Consider the following 21,289-nt stretch of genomic DNA (forward strand, 5'->3'; position numbering starts at 1 on the left):
CCTTTCTTCCGCACGCCTGATCGTCCTGGCCTCACGTCGATGAGCAACGCCTCCCTGTTCCCGGACGAGTTCGCTCCCGTGCCGGTCCCCGGTGTCTCCGCCGCACCCAGTGCGCATGCGCCCTTGCCCGAGCGTTTGCGCCCGCGCAAGCTCGACGAGGTCGTCGGCCAGCGTCATCTGCTGGGCGAGGGCATGCCCTTGCGCGTCGCCCTGGAGAGCGGCCGGCCGCACTCGATGATCCTGTGGGGGCCGCCGGGCGTCGGCAAGACGACGCTGGCGCGCTTGATGGCCCAGTTCTTCGATGCGCAGTTCATCGCGATCTCCGCGGTGCTGGGCGGCGTCAAGGACATCCGCGAGGCGGTCGAGCGCGCGCAGGCCGCGGCCGGGCAGGGTCGACGCACCATCGTCTTCGTGGACGAGGTGCACCGCTTCAACAAGGCGCAGCAGGACGCGTTCCTTCCGCACGTGGAATCGGGGTTGTTCAGCTTCATCGGCGCAACCACCGAGAACCCGTCCTTCGAGGTCAACTCGGCGCTGCTCTCGCGCGCGACCGTGCATGTGCTCAAGGCGCTGGACGAGCAGGACATGCGCGAGCTGCTGGCGCGCGGCGCGCAGGCGTTGGGCAGTCCGCCGTTGAGCGAGGCGGCCGCGCTGCGCCTGATCGGCTACGCCGACGGCGATGCGCGTCGGCTGCTCAACACGCTGGAGACCGTCGCCCAGCTGACGCCCGCCGACACCACCGAGATTGACGAGGCGCTGCTCGAGCGCACCCTGGGCGAGCAACTGCGCCGCTACGACAAGGGCGGCGACCAGTTCTACGACGTGATCTCCGCGCTGCACAAGTCGGTGCGGGGCTCCAATCCCGATGCGGCCCTGTACTGGCTGGTGCGGATGCTCGATGGCGGCGTCGATGCGCGCTACATCACGCGGCGCCTGATCCGCATGGCCAGCGAAGACATCGGCAACGCGGATCCGCGGGCGTTGCGCCTCTGTCTGGACGCGGCCGAGACCTATGAGCGCCTGGGTTCGCCCGAGGGCGAGCTGACGCTGGCGCAGGCGGTGGTCTATCTGGCGATCGCCCCGAAGTCCAACGCGGTCTACAACGCCTACAACGAGGTGCGCGCGCTCATCAAGCAGGACCAGTCCCGGCCGGTGCCGGTGCACCTGCGCAATGCGCCGACGCGGCTCATGAAGGAGCTGGGCTACGGCAAGGCCTACCGCTACGCCCATGACTTCCCCGGCGCCTACGTGGCCGGCGAGCAATACCTGCCGGACGGACTCGAGGACCAGCGCTTCTATGAGCCGGTGCCGCGCGGTCTGGAGATCAAGATCGGCGCGCGGCTCGATGAGCTGCGGCGCCTGGATGCCGAGGCGCGCGGCGGCGGCGCCGATCAAGGTGGCGAGGGCTGAACGATGGGAGCGGCTTCGTGGCGGGCGTCCTGGTGGGTCATCGCGATGCTGGCGTTTCAGGGCCTGACCTCGTCGCCGGCCGGGGGCGCGCCCGTCTCGGCCCCCCTGCGCGGCGCCCGGACGACGCAGCCCGCCGAAGGGCCGACGCTGACGCGCATCCGTGAGACCGGCGTCATCGTCATCGGCTACCGGCCTGCCTCCGCGCCGTTCTCGTATCTGGACGCGCAGTTGCGGCCCACGGGCTACTCGGTCGAGCTCTGTGAGCGCGTCATCGCCTCGCTGCGCACGCGGCTCAAGCTGCCGGACCTGGAGGTGCGGCGCGTGGCGGTGGGCTCGGCGACGCGCATGCCCATGGTCACCAACGGCACGCTGGACATGGAGTGCGGCATCACGACCAACACGGCGGAGCGGGCGCGCAACCAGTCCTTCTCGGTGACCATCTTCGTCGCCGAGACGCGGCTGATGACGCGTCAGGGCGAGCGCGCCGAGACCCTGTCCGACCTGCGCGGCCGGCCGGTGGTCAGCACCATCGGCACGACCAGCATCCAATTCCTGGCCAAGGTCAACGAGCAGCAGGGGCTGGGCATCCGCATCGTCGCGGGGCTGGACGATCCGGACGCGTTCCAGCTGCTGCGCAGCGGTCGCGCCGACGCCTTCATGATGGACGACGTCATTATCCGCAGCCTGCTGGCGCAACAGGGCCACGGCGTGTCGCCGGGCGACTACGTGCTGTCCGAGCGGGCGCTGACGGTCGAGCCTTACGCGATTGGGCTGAACCGCGACGATCCGCTGTTCAAGTCCATGGTGGACGAGGTGCTGACCAGTCTGTACCGCAGCGGCGAGATCAACGCGATCTACCGCCGCTGGTTCGAGTCGCCGCTGCCCAACAGCGGCATCAACCTCAAGCTGCCGATGAGCGCTTCCTTCCGGCGCGTGATCGCGCAGCCGACGGATTCGCCCGATCCGGAGCGCTATCGCTGATCGCGGCTGCAGTCATCAGCTCGACGAAGCGACGCGCGGCCAGTCCCAGCGGCCGGTTCTGCGTCCAGGCTACATCGACGTAGAGTTGCAGCGCCGTCGTGAAGTTGCCTGCGGGGATCTGCGTGAGTTCGCCCGAGGCCAGCGCGCCCCGCACGAAGCCCGAGGGCAGCCAGGCCCAACCCAGTCCCGCCGACACCATGCGCAGCGCCGCCACCGGGCTGTCGGTGCGCCACTGCGCGCGGGAGACCGAGATCCGCTTGTCGACATCGCAGGCGTCGCGGCCGGCGACGAGGATCTGGCGCTCGCCGATGAGGTCCTCGTCCCGGAGTTTGTGGGTCGGCGGCCGCGCGAGCATCGGATGCGACGAGGCGACCACCGCGAGCAGCGTCTCCCGCGCGACCTCCTGAAAACGCTCGGACGGATCCAGCCCTTGGCGCTCGAAGACCAGCGCCAAATGGGCGCGGCCGGACTTCAGCATCGCGAGCGTATCGGCCTGCGGCGCGGTCAGCACCTCGACTTCCAGCAGCGGGAACTCGGTCGACAGTGTGGCGAGCGCCTCGCTCCAGGGCGAGGCGGCGACCAGCTCCGGCACGACGGCGATCACCAGCGAGGGTTCCAGTCCCTGCGTCATCGACAGCGCATGTCGGTTGAGCTGACCGAGCTGCTCGGCGATGCGCCGCGCCTGCGGCACGAGCGCCAGACCTTGCGGCGTGGGGACGGGCTCGCGACCGGAACGGTCAAATAGCGTCAGCGCGAGCTGCGCCTCCAGGTTGGCGATGGTCATGCTGACCGCCGACGGCACCCGTCCGAGCGCCCGCGCGGCGGCGGAGAAGGAGCCGTGGTCGATGGCCGCGAGGAAGACGCGGACGTTGTCGAGATCGAAGGCCATGGCGGGGACGGCGCGCTCGGCGACCTGTCAGAACTGCTGATGGGTTCTGACTTTATCCATCAGTCCGGGAAACATAAAGTCCCTCCCTTATCAAGACCTCTTCAAGACATCGAAACGATGAAGGAGCGAGCGATGGTGTGGGGAATCCTGTTTCTGGCCGGGCTGCTGGAGATCTGCTGGGCCGTCGGCCTGAAGTACACCGAGGGCTTCACGCGGCTGTGGCCGACGGTGGGCACGGTGACGGCGATGGCCGCCAGCGTGGTCCTGCTGGGTTTGGCGCTCAAGCATCTGCCGGTCGGGACGGCCTATGCGATCTGGACCGGCATCGGCGCGGTCGGCACCGCGATCGCGGGCATGGTGCTGCTGGGCGAGTCGGCCTCGCTGGCGCGGCTCGCGTGCATCGGGCTGATCGCGGTGGGCATCATCGGTCTGAAGATGGTCACGCCGCAGTGACCGTCACGATGATCGGCGCGGTCGGCGGACCTTGGCGGCCCGCCCGCCGCGTCCTTACTTCTTCTGCTCCAGCGAGCGCCGCACCGCCTCCATCGGATCCTCCGATTCCGGCGCCGAGGCGCTAGGCGCGGATGCTCCCGGAGCTGCTGGCGCGGCGGATGCCGCGGATGCCGCGCCCGGCAAGCCGAACAGCGCGTTGAGGTCCTCGTTGGGATCGCGGCCGCGGTCCTTTTGGCCGGCGTCCATGTCGAGCAGCTGCTGGGTCGCCTTGTCGGTGTCGATCTTGACTTCCTTGTCCAGGAACACGGTCACCGTCTGCGGGAAGAAGATGACGATGGCCACCAGCAGCAACTGCATGAACACCCAGGGGATCGCGCCCATGTAGATGTCGGTCGAGGACACGCGTCGCGGCAGCGAGCCGTTCTTGAACAGCGTGTCCGAGATGCCGCGCAGGTAGAACAGCGCGAAGCCGAAGGGCGGGTGCATGAAGCTGGTCTGCATGTTCACGCAGAGCATCACGCCGAACCACACCAGGTCGATGCCCATCTTCTGCGCCACCGGGCCCAGCAGCGGCAGGATGATGAAGGCGATCTCGAAGAAGTCCAGGAAGAACGCCAGGAAGAAGATGAACAGGTTGACGACGATCAGGAAGCCCACGACGCCGCCGGGCAGTCCCGACAGCATGTGCTCGATCCACTTGCCGCCTTCGACGCCCTGAAACACCAGCGAGAAGGTCCGCGACCCGATCAGGATGAACACCACCATCGCGGTGATGCGCATGGTGCTGATCATCGTGTCCTTGATCAGCGGCCAGTTCAGCCGGCGGTGCAGCGCGGCCAGCACGAAGGCGCCGATCGCGCCCATGGCGCCGGCCTCGGTGGGCGTGCAGACCGCCGAGTCCATGAAGGGCAGGCCGCCCATGGAGCCCAGCACCGCGAAGATCAGCACCGCCGACGGGACGATGCCGCGCAGGCACTTGGCCCACAGCGCCCAGCCGTTGAGCGTGCGCGCGGACCGCGGCACGCCGGGCACGTGGTCCGGCTTGAAGCGGCTGAGCAGGAAGGTGTAGGCCGCGAAGATCAGCGCCTGCAGGATGGAGGGGCCCCAGGCGCCCTTGTACATGTCGCCGACCGAGGGGCCGAGCTGATTCGCCAGCACCACCAGCACCAGGGACGGCGGCACCAGCTGCGTGATCGTCCCCGAGGCCGCCAGCACGCCCGTCGCGTAGCGCATGTTGTAGCCGTAGCGCATCATGACCGGCAGCGAGATCATCGCCATCGCGATCACCTGGCCGGCCACCGTGCCGGTGATCGCACCCAGGATGAAGCCCACGATGATCACCGAGTAGCCCAGCCCGCCGCGCACCGGCCCGAAGAGCTGACCCATCGAATCGAGCATGTCCTCGGCCAGCCCGCATTTCTCCAGCAACGCGCCCATCAGCGTGAAGAAGGGAATGGCCAACAGCAGCTCGTTGGACAGGATGCCCAAAACGTTGGACGGGAGCGCCTGCATGAAGGCCAGCGGCAGCCAGCCCTGATGCACCGCGAAGAAGCCGCAGGCCAAGCCCAGCGCCGCCAGCGAGAAGGCGACGGGGAAGCCGATCAGCATGACGAAGATCAGCCCCGCGAACATCAGCGGGGGGAACTGTTCCATCGCCATCATTGCAGCGGCCTCTCGTAATGCGTGTCCATCTCCAGGCGCCCGGCCAGGTAGCCGACGCGCTTGATCACCTCGGAGATCCCCTGCAGCGTCATCAACGCGAAGCCCAGCGGCAGCGTGGCCGTGGCGGGCCACAGGATCAGGCCGCCGGCGTTGCCGGAGTACTCGCCGCTGGTGAGCAGCTTCCACAGGTAGCCGCCCAGCCCGAGCGTCGCGACGCTGTCCTCGGGCCGCATGCCGGTGGTCAGCTTGACCATGAAGAAGTCCCAGGACAGCCAGCCCGCATAGGCCATCACGGGCAGCAGGAAGACGAGCAGCCCGAACAGGTCGACGAAGACCTTGCCGTGGCCGCGCAGCCGTGTGTAGACGATGTCCACCCGCACGTGCTCGTTCAGGCGCAGGACCTGCGCCGCGCCCAGCATCACGCAGGCGGCGAACAGATACCACTGGATTTCGAGGAAGGCGTTGGAGCTGATGTCCAGCGAGTAACGGATCAGCGCGTTCGTGGCGCTGATGAAGCACGACAGCAGGACGGCCCAGGCGGCAAAGCTGCCGAACCGGTCCGTCAGCCAATCGATGCCCTTGGCGAGTGCAAGCAGGGCGTTCATCGACGAGTCCAGGTCTCCATCCGAGCCTCTGACGGCGAGGCTCTTGTCTTGTGTAGACCCGCACTGTAGCCAGCGGGCGCTGACGGCAGGCTGATTCGGCGCGTGGCTGCGGGAAAGCACCGACGAGCGCGCAGCGCGACTGTGGCGCAAATGAAAACGCCCCGGCGCGCCAAGCGGCGGGGCGTGTGAGCGCTGTGTCGGACGGGCGTGAAGCCCGCCGGCGGATCAGAGCTGCGTTGCGGCGGCGAAGAGCTTGGTCGAGCGCGCGCCGGAGCGGCAGAAGGCCAGCACCGGCGCGGGTACTTCGTCCAGGATCGCGCGCATCGCGGCGATCTCTTCCGGCGACTGGTAGCCGCCTTGCACCGGCAGGTGGCGATAGACCAGGCCGGCCGCCTCGGCGGCGGCGCGGACCTGCTCGCTGGTCGGTTGATCCGGGCCGCCTTCGAAATCAGGGCGGTTGTTGATCACGCTCTTGAAGCCGGCCGCGGCCAGCGCGGCCATGGCGTCCGGCGTCAGCTGCGGCGCGACGCAGAACTCGGGCGTCAGTTGGTTGACGGTCAGTTCCATGATGAAAGCTCCCGAGGAGTGGTGGTCGACAGACCGGCTCAGCCCGCCAGCGCGGCCTTGACCGCGGCGGACACCAGGCCCATGTCGGCCTTGCCGGCCAGCTTGCCCTTGACCGCGCCCATGACCTTGCCCATGTCGGCGGGACCCTTGGCACCCAGCTCGGCCACGATCACGGCGACCTCGGCCTGGATCTCGGCTTCGCTCAGGCGCTGGGGCAGGTAGGCCTCGAGCACCTTGAGCTCCGCGTTCTCCTTGTCGGCCAGGTCCTGGCGACCGGCGGCGGTGAACTGGCTGATCGAATCCTTGCGCTGCTTGATGAGCTTGTCGACGATGGCGACCAGCATCACGTCGTCGACCTCGACGCGCTCGTCCACTTCCTTCTGCTTCACGGCGGCCAGCAGCAGGCGGATGGTGCCCAGCTTCTCGCTGTCCTTGGCGCGCATCGCTGTTTTCATGTCTTCGGTGATCTGTGCTTTGAGGCTCATGGGGACTCCTGGAAATCAAAAACAAAAAAGCCCGCGGCAGCGTCCTGCGCGGGCTTTCGTGCCGTTCGGGCGTTGGGAGCGATTCTGGATCGGCTCCCGGTGCCCAAGCATCCTGATGCGAGGATCAGTACAGCTTCTTGGGCAGCTGCATGCTGCGCACGCGCTTGTAGTGACGCTTCACGGCGGCAGCCTTCTTGCGCTTGCGCTCGGCAGTCGGCTTCTCGTAGAACTCGCGGGCGCGCAGCTCGGTGAGCAGGCCCAGCTTCTCGATCGTGCGCTTGAAGCGGCGCAGGGCGACGTCGAACGGCTCGTTTTCTTTGACGCGAATGGTGGTCATGAAGTTCCTTCAAATAGCGGTCGGTGTTCGCTGGAGATGTCCATGTCTCCATGGACTTCGAAGCGGATATCCGGATTCCACTTCCGAATCGACGCGCAGGGTTTGCCAGCAAAACGCGCATTCTAGCCTTAATTTCAAGCGTCGACCACAACATCGACCGATCGAAGTCATCGCCATTCGCGCCGATGAATTCGCGTAACTGGATGTGACATTTTCACGCCTTCTCCGAAGCGGGCGGTAAATGGGGCGACTGGTGGGCGGCGGGCAGCCGGCGTGCCGGTCGGGGGCGAGCTAGGATGCCTGGCCCCAAGCTTAGGGGGAGTGACCGCAGAACCTCTCTGACGGCACTTGCCCGGGCCCAGGTCCGCTTCTACATTCCCTCATCCACCTTTCGACCGCCAGGGGCATCCCTGGCTTGGCCAGCCACATGGAATTTCAAGCCGCCGCGTCCCCAGCGCCCGCCAGTTTCGATGCCTGGCTGGCATCGGTGGGACCGCAGCAGGCAGCCGTCGCGGTCGGCCTGCTCAGCCTGCTGGAGCCCACCGGCGCCTGCCTCGCGGTGAAATCCATGGCCACGGGTCGCTATGTCTATGCCAGCCAGGGCATGGGCGAGCTCTTCGGCCGCGCCGAGGCCGGCATCGTCGGTCAGGCCGACGCCGACCTGCTGCGCAGCGACGAGGTCCAGGCCATGCGCCGCTCGGAGCAGGCCGCATTGGCGCAGCGCGCGGTGGTGAGTTCGGAACATCGCCTGGAATTCGGCGGCCGCCGTCGCGAGTTCATGGTCACGCGCTTCCCGCTTGGCCAGGAGCACGTGATGGCCCTGTGGAGCGACAAGACCGAGGAGCGGCATCGCGAGACACACCTGCAGCGCGCGCTTCAGCAGCTGGAGCAGCAGCAGAAGTCGCTGGAGCAGATGCGCCGCGAGCTGCAGCAGGGCAGCGGTCGGGACGAGACCTCGGGCCTGTACATGCGCGCGCAGTTCGACGATCAGCTGCTGCGCGAGATCGATCTCTCGACCCGCGAGCACCGCGAGTTCACGCTGGTGCTGATCGCGCTGGACCCGTCGACGGCCGAAGCGACGCTGGGCGCGGAGGCGCGTCAGAGCCTCCTGGAAGGGCTGGGACGCATGCTGCGGGCCAACACCCGCGCGATGGACGCGGCCTGCCGCATCGGTGACGACCTCTTCGCGGTCCTGTTGTCGGGCGTGGGGTTGGCGACCGCGCATGCGCGGATGGAGCAGCTGCGCCGACAATGCCACTCGCAGATCGTGGTGCTGCATGGACAGGACCTGGGCCTGTCGTTGTCGATGGGCGTGGCCAGCTTCCCCCACACCGCCTCGCGCCAGGAAGAGCTGCTGGGCGCCGCCGAGATGGCGGTCAAGGAAGCCCAGCGTCGAGGCGGCAATCAGGTCGTGCTGGCGTCGATTCCCTTCGGCCTCGGCGGCTGAGGCCGCGCCTGAGGCGGAGGCGGGGGCCGGCAAGGCGGTGGCCGGTCCTCAGGTCTTCAGGCCTTCATGCCAACAGCTTCTGCAGATGGGCCCATTCCTCGGGCGTCACCGGCGTGATCGACAAGCGGTTGCCCGGCTGCAGCGTGCGCATCTGCGCGAGCGCGGGATCGCGCTTCATGTCCGCCAGGCTGAGCAGCCGGGTCTTGCGCACGAACTTCACGTCCACATGCAGCCAGCGCGGCTCCTCGCGCTTGGACTTGCCGTCGAAGTAAGGGCTGTCGGGATCGAACTGGGTTGCGTCCGGGTAGGCCGCGCTGCTGACCTCGGCCAGGCCGGCGATGCCGGGCTCCGGGCAGGACGAGTGATAGAACAGCACGCCGTCCCCGACGCGCATCGCGTCGCGCATGAAGTTGCGCGCCTGGTAGTTGCGCACGCCGGTCCAGGGGAGCTCGCCTGCAGCCTGCAAGTGATCGATGGAGGCCTCGTCCGGTTCGGACTTCATCAGCCAGTACTGGCGGGCGCCGCCGGGCGCGTCCTTGGAGGGGGTGGTGCTCAAGGCTGCTCCATGAAAAAACCGCGCATGAAGCGCGGTTTCGGGAAGAGGGTGTCCACGGCGAGCCGTGAGCCGCATTCCTGAACCCAAGGGGTACAGGTGGGCGAGGTCAACATGGCTTCGGGTTCATCTGACGCGAGACGCTCACACCAGCCAAGTAATGTTCCAAGCCCTTGCTCGCGAGAGCATCGGTTCAAGGAAATATAAAACTCACGCGAACGCAGTGGACGGGTTGGATTCTACGCGCCGCGCGAGAGCGATCACAGCAGTTGCCCGTCCTGAACAAGGGCTTCGTCGAGCCGCTTCATCAGCGTTTCAAGATCGGGTAGCGCTTCATCCGGCGTGCCCGACGCGCGGGTTTCACCAGACGTTGCATTCGTTGCATGGCCGTCCGCGCCGGCGCTGGAATCGCTCAGCGAGAACGCCAGATTCAGCGCGGCCAGCACCGCGATGCGCTCGCGGGCCTTGATGCGGCCGGCGTCGCGGATGGCGCACATTTCCTTGTCGACGCGGGCCACGGCCTTGGTCAGCGCGGCTTCGCCGCCTTCCGGGCAGCCGAGCAGATAGCTCTGGCCCATGATCGTGACTTCCATTTGCTTCATGCGCCTGTCTTTCGGGATTCGGGGGAGGAGGGGGGCGCGCCGCTGTCGGAAGAGGCAGCGGCGCCGGTGGATTCGGCGCTGTCGAGCAGGTCGTTGACTTCCGTCGGCAGGCGGTCCAGCAAGGCATCGATGCGCGAGCGCGCGGCGGACAGGCGCGACCGCAGACTGTCGCGCTCCAGGGTGAGCGCCTGGACCTGCTGCTCGAGCAGCGAGTTCGTGCGCTTGAGCTCCTCGTGGCGCACCAGCAGGCGCTCTACGCGGTCGACGAGGTCGTTGATGCTTGACATGACTTCCCTGACGGACGGAACGCCGGGATTGTAGGCGTGCGCCCTCCCGACCTTCGGTCGGCGAGTAGCGGAAAGTTGTCAGCGCGCGGCGGCCATCGGCGCGCTGTCGCACTGGGCGACCACGGCGCAGCGCTCGCACAGCGGTCGACGTGCCTGACACACGTAGCGGCCATGCAGGATGAGCCAGTGATGGGCGTCGACGAGGAATTCCTCGGGCACGCGCTTGAGCAGCTGCTGCTCAACCTCGATCACGTTCTTGCCCGGCGCGAGTCCGGTCCGGTTGCCGACGCGGAAGATGTGCGTGTCGACCGCCATCGTGGCCTCGCCGAAGGCCACGTTGAGCACCACGTTGGCGGTCTTGCGGCCGACGCCGGGCAACGACTCCAGCGCTTCGCGGCTGCGCGGCACCTGGCTGTCGTACTGCTCGACCAGGATGCGGCAGGTCGCATACAGGTTCTTGGCCTTGGTCTTGTACAGGCCGATGGTCTTGATGTAGTCGGCCAGCTTCTCCTCGCCGAGGTCGAGAATCTTCCGCGGCGTGTTGGCGACGACGAAGAGCCGCCGTGTCGCCTTGTTCACGCCCACGTCGGTGGCCTGTGCCGAGAGCAGCACCGCGGCCAGCAGCTCGAACACGCTGGCGTATTCGAGCTCGGTCTGCGGCGAGGGGTTGGCGGCGCGCAGGATCTCGAAGAACTCGCGGATCTGGGTCTTGTTCATGGCGGCGTTGGGTGACGTGTCGCGGGGCGGATCGCCGAAGTTCAAACGCCGCGCTTGGCGCGGGCGCGGGCCAGAGCGGCCTCGATGACCGCGCGCTTGCGGTCAAGCTGTGCGGGCTCGGTCAGCTTGGATTCCTGTTCGAGGTTCGCGAGCTTGTGCTCGGCCTTGGCTTCGAGGCGCTCCTCGTTCTCGCGCTGGTCGCGCGCGACGCGGATCTCGTGCCAGCGGTAGCGTGCCCGGGCGCGCTCGGCCTGTGGATCGCTCCACGCGGCCCAGCCGCTGCGGCCAGGCGTGACGTCGGTGAGGGAAATGCAGTCCACCGGGCACACCGGGATGCAGAGCTCGCAACCGGTGCAGTCGGCGTCGATGACGACGTGCATCTGCTTGTTGCCGCCGACGATCGCGTCCACCGGGCAAGCCTTGATGCACAGCGTGCAGCCGATGCACCAGCCCTCGTCGATGACGGCCAAACGGCGCGGGCCTTCGACGCCGTGCTCGGGGTTGAGCGGAAGCGGCGCGCGCGAGGTGATCGCGGCAAGCCGCGCGATGCCTTCGGCGCCGCCGGGCGGGCACTGGTTGATGGCCGCCTCGCCGCGCGCGATGGCGTGGGCGTAGGAGTGGCAGTCCGGGTAGCCGCAGCGCGTGCATTGCGTCTGCGGCAGCGCCAGATTCAGGCGTTCGACGAGGTCGTCGAAGGCCTGGGGCGAGGCGGCGGAGGTCGAGTCGGTCGGGGCGACGGAAGAGGGGTTCACTCGGTCGGCTTGCGCGTGCGACGCGCCGCCGGACGGGAACCAGAGGCGCGCTTGGCCGCGGCGGGCTTGTGCAACGGGGCCGCATCGTACTTGGCAATGAAGTCCCGGATCACCGGATAGACCTTCTCGCGCCAGCGACGGCCCGAGAAGATGCCGTAATGGCCCGCGCCGATCGCGTCGTAATGGACCTGGTCCTTGGCCGCGATGCCGCTGCACAGCTCGTGCGCGGCCTTGGTCTGGCCGGCGCCGGAGATGTCGTCCAGTTCGCCCTCGACGGTCAGCAGCGCGGTGCCGCTGATGTCCTGCGGACGCACCAGCTGGCCGCCCACTTCCCAGGTCCCGTTGACCAGCGCGAAATCCTGGAAGACCGTCTTGATCGTGTCCAGGTAGTACTCGGCCGGCATGTCCAGCACGGCGTTGTACTCGTCGTAGAAGCGGCGGTGGGACTCGACGTTGTCGTCGTCGCCGCGGATCAGGTCGAGGAAGTAGTCGTAATGCGAGCTCAGGTGGCGATCGGGGTTCATCGCCACGAAGCCGGTGTGCTGCAGGAAGCCGGGGTAGACCTCGCGGCCCGCGCCCGGATACGTGGTCGGGACGCGGTAGATGACATTGTTCTCGAACCAGCTGTAGCTCTTGTTCATCGCCAGGTTGTTGACCGCGGTCGGGCTCTTTCGCGCGTCAATCGGGCCGCCCATCATGGTCATCGAGCGCGGCGTGGTCTCGCCGTTGGAGGCCATCAGCGAGATCGCCGCCAGCACCGGCACCGTCGGCTGGCAGACCGAGATCACATGGCAGTCCTCGCCGACATGGCGGATGAAGTCCTGCACGTAATAGATGTAGTCGTCGAGGTGGAAGGCGCCGGCCTCGAGCGGCACCATGCGGGCGTCGGTCCAGTCGGTGATGTAGACCTTGTGGTCCTTGAGCAGCTGGCGCACGGTGTCGCGCAGCAGCGTGCTGTGGTGGCCGGACAGCGGCGCCACGACCAGCACGGTCGGCTGCGCCTTCATCTTCTCCAGGACCTTGGAATCGTCGGTATAGCGCTTGAAGCGCAGCAGGCGGCAGAAGGGCTGCTCCAGCGCCACCAGCTCCTGGACCGCGACGTCGACGCCGTCGACCTCGACGCTGGTGATCTCAAACTCCGGCTTCTCGTATTCCTTGGCCAGACGGTGCATCAGGTCCAGGCCGGCCGAGACGCGGTGCGACAGCGGCGTGTGGGCGAAGGGGGAGAGCGGGTGGCTGTACAGCTTGGCCGAGGCGCTGGCGAATTCGGCGAACGGGCTCAGCAGCGCGCGCTGCGTTTCATAAAGCTGATAGAGCATCTGGCGACCTCGTGAGGGGAGGGAGGCTGGCGAAAACCGGAAGAGGGACTGCGGGACCGCCGGTCGACGTGCACGTTGTGCAACGCAGCAATTCTAGGTCCCGACTTGCGGAAGTGTGTGTCGCCGGCGCGGCGTGCAAGGCCGGAAGAGGGGCTTGAACCCGGCCAATGCGCCATAAATGCGCAGGGCCGGCCCGCTTGCGGCGGGGCGGCCCCGAGAGCGAACGCGGATCGTGCGATCAGCGCATCTTCGGCGGATGTGCGAACGACGTCGGCACCCGAAGACGCCGGCGCCTCATGCGCCTCACGCCTTCTTGACAGCGGCGATCGCGGCGGCGACCGGCTTGAGGTTCTTGCTGTTGAGCGCGGCCACGCAGATGCGGCCCGAGTCCACGCCGTAGACGCCGAACTCTCCGCGCAGGCGCTGCATCTGCTCGGCGGACAGGCCGCTGTAGCTGAACATGCCCTTCTGGCGGGTGACGTAGCTCAGGTCGTCGGTGATGCCGGCGGCCTTCAGCTCGGCGACCAGCGCCTCGCGCATCTGCTTGATGCGCACGCGCATGCCGGCCAGCTCTTCCTCCCACTGGGCGCGCAGCGCGGGCGTGGACAGCACGGTGGCCACGACTTGCGCGCCGTGCGTCGGCGGGTTGGAGTAGTTGGTCCGGATGACGATCTTGAGCTGGCTCAAGACCTTGGTCGCCTCTTCCGCCGAGGCGCAGACCACGCTCAGCGCGCCGACGCGCTCCCCATAGAGCGAGAAGCTCTTGGAGAAGCTGGTCGAGACGAAGAAGTCCAGGCCGGCCGACAGGAACTGCTGGATCACGGCGCCGTCTTCGGCGATGCCTTCGCCGAAGCCTTGATAGGCCATGTCCAGGAACGGGACCAGGTTCTTGGCCTTCACTGCGGCGACGACCTGCGACCACTGCTCGGGCGTCAGGTCGTAGCCGGTCGGGTTGTGGCAGCAGGCGTGTAGCACGATGACCGTGCCGGCCGGGGCGGCGTTCAGCGCGGCCAGCATGGCGGCGAAGTCGATGCCGCGGTTGGCGGCGTCGTAGTAGGGATAGGTCTCGACCGGGAAGCCGGCGTTGGTGAACAGCGCGCGGTGGTTTTCCCAGGACGGGTCGGAGATCAGCACCTTGGCGTCCGGGTTCAGGCGCTTGAGGAAGTCGGCGCCGATCTTCAGGCCGCCGGTGCCGCCCAGGGCTTGGACCGTCGCCACGCGCTTGCTCTTGAGCACGTCGCTGTCGGCGCCGAAGACCAGGCCTTGCACGGCGGCGTCATAGGCGGCGATGCCGTCGATGGGCAGGTAGCCGCGCGGTTTGGGGGCGGCTTGCATCTGCGCTTCCGCGGCGGCGACGCAGGCCAGCAGCGGCAGCTTGCCGTTGTCGTCGTAATAGACGCCCACGCCCAGGTTGACCTTGTTGGGATTCGAGTCGGCGTTGAATTGCTCGTTCAGACCCAGGATGGGGTCGCGGGGGGCCATGGCGACGGCGGCGAACAGGGACATGAGAGGCTTTCCTGACAGTGCGTTGGCAAGAGCGGAGAGGGCCGGATCCGGAGAAACCCGTCCGGCTGCGCTACGCTGTCGCGTCCTGACGCCCGAGGCGCCTCCTGAGCGCCCAGCGAAGCCCGCCGATTGTAGGCAGGGAACACGCGTTGCCCCTGGGAAACCCTGATGAGCCGATCCTCCGCCGCCAAACCCGCAACCCCCGTCGCCAAAGGGAAAACCGCCTCTGACGCGGACGTGGCCACCCTGGTCCCGAGCGAGCCGCCGAAGGGCGAATTCGTTGCTTTCGAAGGCTCCCCGTTCCAGCTCTTCCAGCCTTATCCGCCGGCGGGCGACCAGCCGGCCGCCATCCAGCAGCTGGTCGAGGGCGTGAACGATGGGGAGAGCTTCCAGACCCTGCTGGGCGTGACGGGCTCGGGCAAGACCTTCACGATGGCCAACACGATTGCGCGGCTGGGGCGTCCGGCCATCGTGTTCGCGCCCAACAAGACGCTGGCGGCGCAGCTGTACAGCGAGTTCCGCGAGTTCTTCCCGAAGAACGCGGTCGAGTACTTCGTCAGCTATTACGACTACTACCAGCCCGAGGCCTACGTCCCCCAGCGCGATCTGTTCATCGAGAAGGACAGCGCGATCAACGAGCAGATCGAGCAGTTGCGGCTGTCCTGCACCAAGAGCCTGCTGGAGCGGCGGGATGTGGTGATCGTGGCCTCGGTGTCGGCGATCTACGGCATCGGCAACCCGAGCGACTATCACCAGATGGTGATGACGCTGCGGGTGGGTGACAAGGTCGGCCAGCGCGACGTGATTCAGCAGCTGGCGCGCATGCAGTACACGCGCAATGAGATGGAATTCACCCGCGGTCACTTCCGCGTGCGCGGCGACACCATCGACGTCTTCCCGGCCGAGCACTCGGAGCTGGCGCTGCGGATCGAGCTCTTCGATGACGAGGTGGAGGGGCTGACGCTCTTCGATCCGCTGACCGGGCAGATCCGCCAGAAGATCCCGCGCTTCACGGTCTATCCGTCGAGTCATTACGTGACGCCGCGTGATCGCGTGCTGGCCGCGATCGAGACGATCAAGGAGGAGTTGCGCGAGCGGGTCGCCTTCTTCATCAAGGAGGGCAAGCTGGTCGAGGCGCAGCGGCTGGAGCAGCGCACCCGTTTCGACCTGGAGATGCTCCAGGAGGTCGGTCACTGCAAGGGCATCGAGAACTACACGCGCCACCTGTCGGGTGCACAGCCGGGCGATCCGCCGCCCACGCTGGTTGACTATCTGCCGCCGGACGCGCTGATGTTTCTGGACGAGAGTCATGTGCTGATCGGCCAGTTCAGCGCCATGTACAACGGCGACAAGGCGCGCAAGAGCACGCTGGTGGAATTCGGTTTCCGGCTGCCCTCGGCGATGGACAACCGCCCGCTGAAGTTCGAGGAGTACGAGCGCAAGATGCGCCAGGCCATCTTCGTCAGCGCGACGCCGGGCGATTACGAGAAGCGCCAGGCCGGCGCGGTGGTCGAGCAGCTGGTGCGGCCGACGGGTCTGGTGGATCCGGTGGTGGAGGTGCGGCCGGCGGTGCATCAGGTCGACGACGTGCTGCAGGAGATCCGCGACCGCGTGCAGATCAATGAGCGGGTGCTGATCACGACGCTGACCAAGCGCATGGCGGAGCAGCTCACCGAGTACCTGAGCGACAACGGCGTGAAGGTGCGCTACCTGCACTCCGACGTGGACACGGTGGAGCGGGTGGAGATCCTGCGCGACCTGCGCTTGGGCACCTTCGACGTGCTGGTGGGCATCAACCTGTTGCGCGAGGGCTTGGACATTCCCGAGGTGTCGCTGGTGGCGATCCTGGACGCGGACAAGGAAGGCTTCCTGCGCGCCGAGCGCAGTCTGATCCAGACGATCGGGCGGGCGGCGCGGAACGTGAACGGCAAGGCCATCCTGTATGCGGACAGGATCACCGAGTCGATGAAGAAGGCGATCGGCGAGACCGAGCGTCGTCGCGCCAAGCAGATCCTGTTCAACGAAGAGAACGGCATCACGCCGCGCGGCGTGGTCAAGCGCATTCGCGACCTGATCGACGGCGTCTACAGCGACAAGCCGGGCCGCGACGATGCGAAGGTGATCGCGGAGACCGCCGAGGTCGAGGCGATGAGCGAGAAGGACCTGAGCAAGCGCATCACGCAGCTGGAGAAGCAGATGCTGGAGCACGCGCGCAATCTCGAGTTCGAGAAGGCCGCGCGGTTGCGGGACCAGCTGGCGCAGCTCAAGGAGCAAGCCTTCGGCGGATCGGCGCACGACAACATCGTGGCGATTTCGTCGGCGCGGGGCGGGCGGTAATCCCCACCCTGCGAGCCTCTCTCCTGGCGGCGCTGACTCGCCGCGGCGGGTTTGGCCCGCCGCGACGCATCACTCCTCGGCGACCCGGAAGAAGTGGGTGCCGTCGCGGTCCAGTTGCGCGAGCAGGCTGAACTCCCAATCGATGTAGGCCTGCATCGCCGCATGCGGGTGATCGATGCCCTCGTAGGGGCGGCGATAGCGGTCGTCGCGCGGGAAGGCCAGACGCGGATTGGCCGATTCGATCGGATGGCCCGCGTCGAACCAGGCCGTGGTGCCGCCCTCCAGGACCAACAGCTCTCGACCCTCCGTCGCCAGCTCGGCGGCGAGGTCCGCCGCCACGAAGCGCGGCAGCACGCCCAGGTTGCCCGTCAGCACCACTCGGCGCGACGGCGGGATCACCGTTCGCAGCGCTTCGGAGAGCCGAGCGCGCGGACTCCACCAGGCGCCGGGAATGTGACGAACCAGGTAAGTGATGCTCGGCGCGACGTCGATGACGACGGTCTCAGGACGCTCGCGGTCCGCGTCGGCGGCGCGCCATTCGGCGAGCTGTGCCGGCGTCACCGTCGCCACGGGAGGGGAGTCCGGCTGTGGCGCGACGTCAGGGCCGGTCGCCGTGTGGGCCGCTTCGTCGGGCGGCAGAACCGCGACCTCCCATCCCATCTGCGCCAGCCAGGCGGCTGCGAGCGGCGCGCGAATGCCGTCGTCGTCGCTGAGCACGAGTCGTGCGCCCCGCACCGGCGCGTGGTGATCGGTTTCCTGGACGAGTTGGCCACCCGGCGCGTGGCGGAATCCGGGCCGGTGGCCACGCGCGTACTCGCTCGCGCCACGGACGTCGAATCGATAGGTCGTGCGGCGCGTGTCGGCGAGCCACTCGTTCAGCGTCGCGTCGTTGATGCGGCGCACACGCGAGCGGGCGGCGAGGGCGCCGGCGCCTTCGCGGGCCGCGCTCAGGTCGCCGACTGGCGTGTCCTCATGCGAGCGCCCTTGGCCATGCGCCAACGCGAGTCCCGCCAGCGTCCAGCCGATGGTGCCGTTGCGCAGCGCGAAGACGGGATTCGGGATGCCGGCGTCGATCAGCGACTGCGCGCCGATCAGGCTGCGCGTGCGGCCGGCGCAGTGCACGACGATGGTCGTCGCCGGATTGGGCGCCAGATCGCGCGCGCGGCGCACCAGCTCGCCGCCCGGCACGCTGATGGCGCCGGGCAGGCTCATGGTCCGGTACTCGTCGAAGCGGCGCACGTCGAGCACGACCACATCGGCGCGCCGAACGATCAGCGCGCGCACCTCGTCGGCGGACAGCGAGGGCGTATGTCGGCGCGCCTCGACCAGCTCGCCGAAGGCCTTGCTCGGGACGTTGACGTCGCGGAAGAGCTCCAGACCCGCCTCGCACCAGGCGTCCAGTCCGCCGGAGAGCAGTGCCACGTCGGTGTAGCCCAGCGCCTGCAACTTGCGCGCGGACGGCGCGGCGACGCCTTCGCCGTCGTCGTAGACCACGATGGGCACGTCGCGCCGAGGCAGCCGGCCCCAGGCGTCCAGCTCGAGCCGGGAGGCGGCGAGATTTGCTGCCCAAAACGGGTGGCCGGTCGCATAGGCCGCTTCGCCGCGCACGTCGAGCAACGCGATCTCCACTCGCGCCAGCAGCGCGGCGCGCACGTCGGCGACGGTGCGCGTGGGCAGCGCCACCGGGTGCCGGGGTGCGGCCGGGCGCGGCAGCTCGGGCGTCGTGGTCGGGGAATCGGTGTTCAGGACGGACATGGCTTCGTTCTCGGGCGCGAGCGGGGATGGGGGAGGGCTTGAGGCTAGAGGGATGGGTCCGGACGAGAAACGAATCAAAGCGAGGAACCTTAGACGCGGGGCGTCGTGCTTGGCATCTCCGCATCAGGGGTTGGCCCACCTCGAGGCGGCGACAATCCCGCCCCATGCTCGCCAAGCCCGCCCTGTCAATCCTCTTCATCTGCACCGGCAACATCTGCCGCTCCCCGACCGCCGAAGGCGTGCTTCGCCACCGGCTCGCATCAATGGGCTTGGCGGATCGCGTGCTGATCGACTCGGCCGGTGTCCAGGGCTGGCATGCGGGCGAGGCGCCGGACGACCGCTCGCAAGACCACGCCCGGCGCAGGGGCTATGAACTCTGCGATCAACGGGCGCGCGCACTGCGCCCCGATGATGTCGAGCGCTTCGATTTGCTGGTCGCCATGGACCGCGGCCACCTGAAAGAGCTGCTCAAGCGCTGCCCCGCCGCGCTCCGGCACAAGATCTCCCTGCTTCCGGGTGAGATCGAGATCCCGGACCCCTATTACGGCGGTCCGGACGGCTTCCAGCATGTGCTCGATTTGATCGAGCAGGGCTGCCGGGGCCTAGCGCAAATCGCCGCCGCGCGCCTGCGCTGAGCCCAGCTCCGCAACCCGGTCGGGGGTAACCCGAGCAAGCTCCGCCTTAATTGAGTAAAATGCTCGGACATTGCAGGGGAAACCCTGCTCCGTGAGTCGACCCGGCACCCGCCGAGCCGCCGCCTCCATGTCCTGAAGCCCATAGGGCGCCAAGGAGAAGTTCGATGCGTCTCACCACCAAAGGTCGTTTTGCCGTCACCGCGATGATCGATCTGGCCCTGCGCGAAAACAGCGGCCCCGTCGCGTTGGCCGCGATCAGCCAGCGCCAGCAGATCTCGCTGTCCTATCTGGAACAGCTGTTCGGCAAGCTGCGTCGCCATCAGCTGGTCGAAAGCACCCGCGGTCCCGGCGGCGGCTATTCGCTGGGCCGTCGCTCCGATGAAATCACCGTTGCCGACATCATCGTCGCCGTCGACGAGCCCATCGACGCCACCGGCTGCGGCGGCAAGGAAAACTGCATGGGCGACGACAACGGCCGCTGCATCACGCACGACCTGTGGACGGCGCTCAATAACAAGATGATCGAGTTCCTGGACTCGGTGACGCTACGCAAACTGGTCGACGACCAGCTCGCCAAGGGCGTGACCGTCGAGGAGGCGCCCGTCAAGCGCGCCATCTCCAGCACCCCGGTCGTCAAGCCCATCCGCATCACCGCGCCGAATTCCGTGTTCGCGCTCGGCAACGCGATGAGCAAGTAAGCCAGGCCCAGGTCCTCTTTACCGGTCTGAATCAGTAGTCGACAAGAAGAACGTTCCCATGGACATGACCCCGCACTTCCCCATCTACATGGACTACGGCGCGACGACGCCGGTGGATCCGCGCGTCGTCGACGCGATGATCCCGTGGCTGCGCGAGCATTTCGGCAATCCGGCATCGCGCAGCCATGCCTGGGGATGGGAGGCGGAAGAGGCCGTCGAGAAGGCGCGCGTCGAAGTCGCCAAGCTGATCGGCGCCGACCCGCGCGAGATCGTCTGGACCTCCGGCGCCACCGAGTCCAACAACCTCGCCATCAAGGGCGCCGCCAACTTCTACCAGTCGCGCGGCAAGCACCTGATCACCGTCAAGACCGAGCACAAGGCCGTGCTGGACACGACGCGCGAGCTGGAGCGCCAGGGCTTCGAGGTCACCTATCTGGACGTCAAGGAAAACGGCCTGCTCGACCTGGACGTGCTCAAGGCGGCGATCCGCCCGGACACCATCCTGATCTCGGTCATGTTCGTGAACAACGAGATCGGCGTGATCCAGGACATCCCGGCCATCGGCGCGCTGTGCCGCGAGAAGGGCATCATCTTCCACGTCGACGCCGCGCAGGCCACCGGCAAGGTCGAGATCGACCTGAACACGCTGCCCGTCGACCTGATGAGCCTGGCCTCGCACAAGAGCTACGGCCCCAAGGGCATCGGCGCGCTGTACGTGCGCCGCAAGCCGCGCGTGCGCCTGGAGGCGCAGATGCACGGCGGCGGTCATGAGCGCGGCCTGCGCTCGGGCACGCTGCCCACGCACCAGATCGTCGGCATGGGCGAGGCCTTCCGCATCGCCCGCGAGGAAATGGCCACCGAACTGCCCCGCATCAAGGCGCTGCAGCAACGCCTGATGGACGGCCTGAAGGACATCGAGCAGGTCTTCATCAACGGCGACCTGGAACGCCGCGTCCCGCACAACGTGAACGCTTCGTTCAATTACGTCGAGGGCGAGTCGCTGATCATGGGCATCAAGGGCATCGCGGTGTCCTCGGGCTCGGCCTGCACCTCGGCCAGCCTGGAGCCCAGCTACGTGCTGCGCGCCTTGGGCCGCAGCGACGAGCTGGCGCATTCCTCGCTGCGCATGACCATCGGCCGTTTCACGACCGAGGAAGAGATCGATTACGCCGTCTCGCTGCTGAAGGACCGCGTCGCCAAGCTGCGCGAGCTGTCCCCGCTGTGGGACATGTACAAGGAAGGCGTCGACATCAGCACCATCCAATGGGCCGCGCATTGAGCGCCCCTCATTG

General features: G+C 67.5%; 22 protein-coding genes. 8 read left to right on the top strand and 14 right to left on the bottom strand.

The window, feature by feature from the left end:
* Positions 1-39: 39 nt before the first annotated feature.
* Together ABDW59_RS14185 and ABDW59_RS14190 are read left to right on the top strand one after the other, a co-directional pair.
* Positions 40-1,410: a replication-associated recombination protein A gene (locus ABDW59_RS14185; protein ID WP_343630487.1), complete on the top strand. Its 1,371-nt coding sequence runs from the start codon at positions 40-42 to the stop codon at positions 1,408-1,410.
* Positions 1,411-1,413: 3 nt separating this feature from the next.
* Positions 1,414-2,391, top strand: a complete 978-nt coding sequence (locus ABDW59_RS14190) for an amino acid ABC transporter substrate-binding protein (protein ID WP_343630488.1) — start codon at positions 1,414-1,416, stop codon at positions 2,389-2,391.
* On the opposite strand, the gene ABDW59_RS14195 is transcribed toward ABDW59_RS14190, so the two are convergent.
* Positions 2,312-3,280: a LysR family transcriptional regulator gene (locus ABDW59_RS14195; RefSeq protein WP_343630489.1), complete on the bottom strand. Its 969-nt coding sequence runs from the start codon at positions 3,278-3,280 to the stop codon at positions 2,312-2,314. The two genes, ABDW59_RS14190 and ABDW59_RS14195, sit on opposite strands and share 80 nt — an antisense overlap.
* Positions 3,281-3,412: 132 nt before the next feature.
* On the opposite strand from ABDW59_RS14195, the gene sugE reads away from it, so the two are divergent.
* On the top strand, positions 3,413-3,733 hold the full coding sequence (sugE, locus tag ABDW59_RS14200) for a quaternary ammonium compound efflux SMR transporter SugE (protein WP_343630490.1): 321 nt from the start codon (positions 3,413-3,415) through the stop codon (positions 3,731-3,733).
* A 54-nt stretch (positions 3,734-3,787) separates the two neighbouring features.
* Here sugE and ABDW59_RS14205 read toward each other — a convergent pair whose 3' ends face one another.
* The 5 genes from ABDW59_RS14205 to rpsU all read right to left on the bottom strand — a co-directional run bounded on the left by ABDW59_RS14205 (position 3,788) and on the right by rpsU (position 7,389).
* Complete coding sequence (locus ABDW59_RS14205) at positions 3,788-5,392, bottom strand: TRAP transporter large permease subunit (RefSeq protein WP_343630524.1); 1,605 nt, start codon at positions 5,390-5,392, stop codon at positions 3,788-3,790.
* Entirely contained in the window at positions 5,392-6,000 is a 609-nt protein-coding gene (locus ABDW59_RS14210; RefSeq protein ID WP_343630491.1) for a TRAP transporter small permease subunit, read from the bottom strand. Before ABDW59_RS14210 ends, ABDW59_RS14205 begins: the two co-directional genes overlap by 1 nt.
* 225 nt (positions 6,001-6,225) lie before the next feature.
* Complete coding sequence (locus tag ABDW59_RS14215; RefSeq protein ID WP_343630492.1) at positions 6,226-6,567, bottom strand: TIGR01244 family sulfur transferase; 342 nt, start codon at positions 6,565-6,567, stop codon at positions 6,226-6,228.
* Positions 6,568-6,605: 38 nt separating this feature from the next.
* Positions 6,606-7,052 carry a GatB/YqeY domain-containing protein gene (locus ABDW59_RS14220; protein ID WP_343630493.1) on the bottom strand — a complete coding sequence of 149 codons (447 nt, stop codon included), beginning with the start codon at positions 7,050-7,052 and terminating at the stop codon, positions 6,606-6,608.
* 124 nt (positions 7,053-7,176) lie between these two features.
* A complete protein-coding gene (gene rpsU / locus ABDW59_RS14225; protein ID WP_012346814.1) occupies positions 7,177-7,389 on the bottom strand; it encodes a 30S ribosomal protein S21 in 213 nt (70 codons plus the stop codon).
* 427 nt (positions 7,390-7,816) lie between these two features.
* Here rpsU and ABDW59_RS14230 point away from each other — a divergent pair, with 427 nt between their 5' ends.
* The gene (locus ABDW59_RS14230; RefSeq protein ID WP_343630494.1) at positions 7,817-8,836 is read left to right on the top strand and encodes a diguanylate cyclase; all 1,020 of its coding nucleotides are present in this window, start codon (positions 7,817-7,819) and stop codon (positions 8,834-8,836) included.
* Positions 8,837-8,900: 64 nt separating this feature from the next.
* Here the strand turns inward: ABDW59_RS14230 and ABDW59_RS14235 are convergent, their stop codons facing one another.
* The 7 genes from ABDW59_RS14235 to ABDW59_RS14265 all read right to left on the bottom strand — a co-directional run bounded on the left by ABDW59_RS14235 (position 8,901) and on the right by ABDW59_RS14265 (position 14,572).
* Positions 8,901-9,338: an EVE domain-containing protein gene (locus ABDW59_RS14235; RefSeq protein WP_343630525.1), complete on the bottom strand. Its 438-nt coding sequence runs from the start codon at positions 9,336-9,338 to the stop codon at positions 8,901-8,903.
* Between the two features lie 311 nt (positions 9,339-9,649).
* A complete protein-coding gene (locus ABDW59_RS14240; RefSeq protein ID WP_343630495.1) occupies positions 9,650-9,991 on the bottom strand; it encodes a cell division protein ZapA in 342 nt (113 codons plus the stop codon).
* The gene (locus ABDW59_RS14245) at positions 9,988-10,278 is read right to left on the bottom strand and encodes a cell division protein ZapB (RefSeq protein WP_343630496.1); all 291 of its coding nucleotides are present in this window, start codon (positions 10,276-10,278) and stop codon (positions 9,988-9,990) included. The genes ABDW59_RS14240 and ABDW59_RS14245 overlap by 4 nt, the downstream gene beginning before the upstream one ends.
* 78 nt (positions 10,279-10,356) lie before the next feature.
* Positions 10,357-10,995 carry an endonuclease III gene (nth, locus tag ABDW59_RS14250; protein ID WP_343630497.1) on the bottom strand — a complete coding sequence of 213 codons (639 nt, stop codon included), beginning with the start codon at positions 10,993-10,995 and terminating at the stop codon, positions 10,357-10,359.
* A gap of 41 nt (positions 10,996-11,036) precedes the next feature.
* A complete protein-coding gene (gene rsxB, locus ABDW59_RS14255; protein WP_343630526.1) occupies positions 11,037-11,669 on the bottom strand; it encodes an electron transport complex subunit RsxB in 633 nt (210 codons plus the stop codon).
* Positions 11,670-11,743: 74 nt separating this feature from the next.
* Complete coding sequence (gene phaZ / locus ABDW59_RS14260) at positions 11,744-13,066, bottom strand: polyhydroxyalkanoate depolymerase (RefSeq protein ID WP_343630498.1); 1,323 nt, start codon at positions 13,064-13,066, stop codon at positions 11,744-11,746.
* A 303-nt stretch (positions 13,067-13,369) separates the two neighbouring features.
* Positions 13,370-14,572, bottom strand: coding sequence for an amino acid aminotransferase (locus tag ABDW59_RS14265; protein WP_343630499.1), 1,203 nt, complete (start codon positions 14,570-14,572; stop codon positions 13,370-13,372).
* Between the two features lie 168 nt (positions 14,573-14,740).
* On the opposite strand from ABDW59_RS14265, the gene uvrB reads away from it, so the two are divergent.
* Complete coding sequence (uvrB, locus tag ABDW59_RS14270) at positions 14,741-16,909, top strand: excinuclease ABC subunit UvrB (RefSeq protein WP_343630500.1); 2,169 nt, start codon at positions 14,741-14,743, stop codon at positions 16,907-16,909.
* Positions 16,910-16,978: 69 nt separating this feature from the next.
* On the opposite strand, the gene ABDW59_RS14275 is transcribed toward uvrB, so the two are convergent.
* Positions 16,979-18,664, bottom strand: coding sequence for a rhodanese-like domain-containing protein (locus ABDW59_RS14275; protein ID WP_343630501.1), 1,686 nt, complete (start codon positions 18,662-18,664; stop codon positions 16,979-16,981).
* Between the two features lie 164 nt (positions 18,665-18,828).
* Here ABDW59_RS14275 and ABDW59_RS14280 point away from each other — a divergent pair, with 164 nt between their 5' ends.
* The 3 genes from ABDW59_RS14280 (at position 18,829) to ABDW59_RS14290 (ending at position 21,276) form a co-directional block, all read left to right on the top strand.
* Complete coding sequence (locus ABDW59_RS14280) at positions 18,829-19,299, top strand: low molecular weight protein-tyrosine-phosphatase (RefSeq protein ID WP_343630502.1); 471 nt, start codon at positions 18,829-18,831, stop codon at positions 19,297-19,299.
* A gap of 164 nt (positions 19,300-19,463) precedes the next feature.
* Positions 19,464-19,997 carry a Fe-S cluster assembly transcription factor gene (locus ABDW59_RS14285; RefSeq protein WP_091724267.1) on the top strand — a complete coding sequence of 178 codons (534 nt, stop codon included), beginning with the start codon at positions 19,464-19,466 and terminating at the stop codon, positions 19,995-19,997.
* A gap of 58 nt (positions 19,998-20,055) precedes the next feature.
* A complete protein-coding gene (locus ABDW59_RS14290; RefSeq protein ID WP_343630503.1) occupies positions 20,056-21,276 on the top strand; it encodes an IscS subfamily cysteine desulfurase in 1,221 nt (406 codons plus the stop codon).
* Positions 21,277-21,289: the final 13 nt, after the last annotated feature.

The organism is Roseateles sp. (assembly GCF_039595295.1).
In the GTDB taxonomy this organism is placed as follows: Bacteria; Pseudomonadota; Gammaproteobacteria; order Burkholderiales; family Burkholderiaceae_C; genus Roseateles.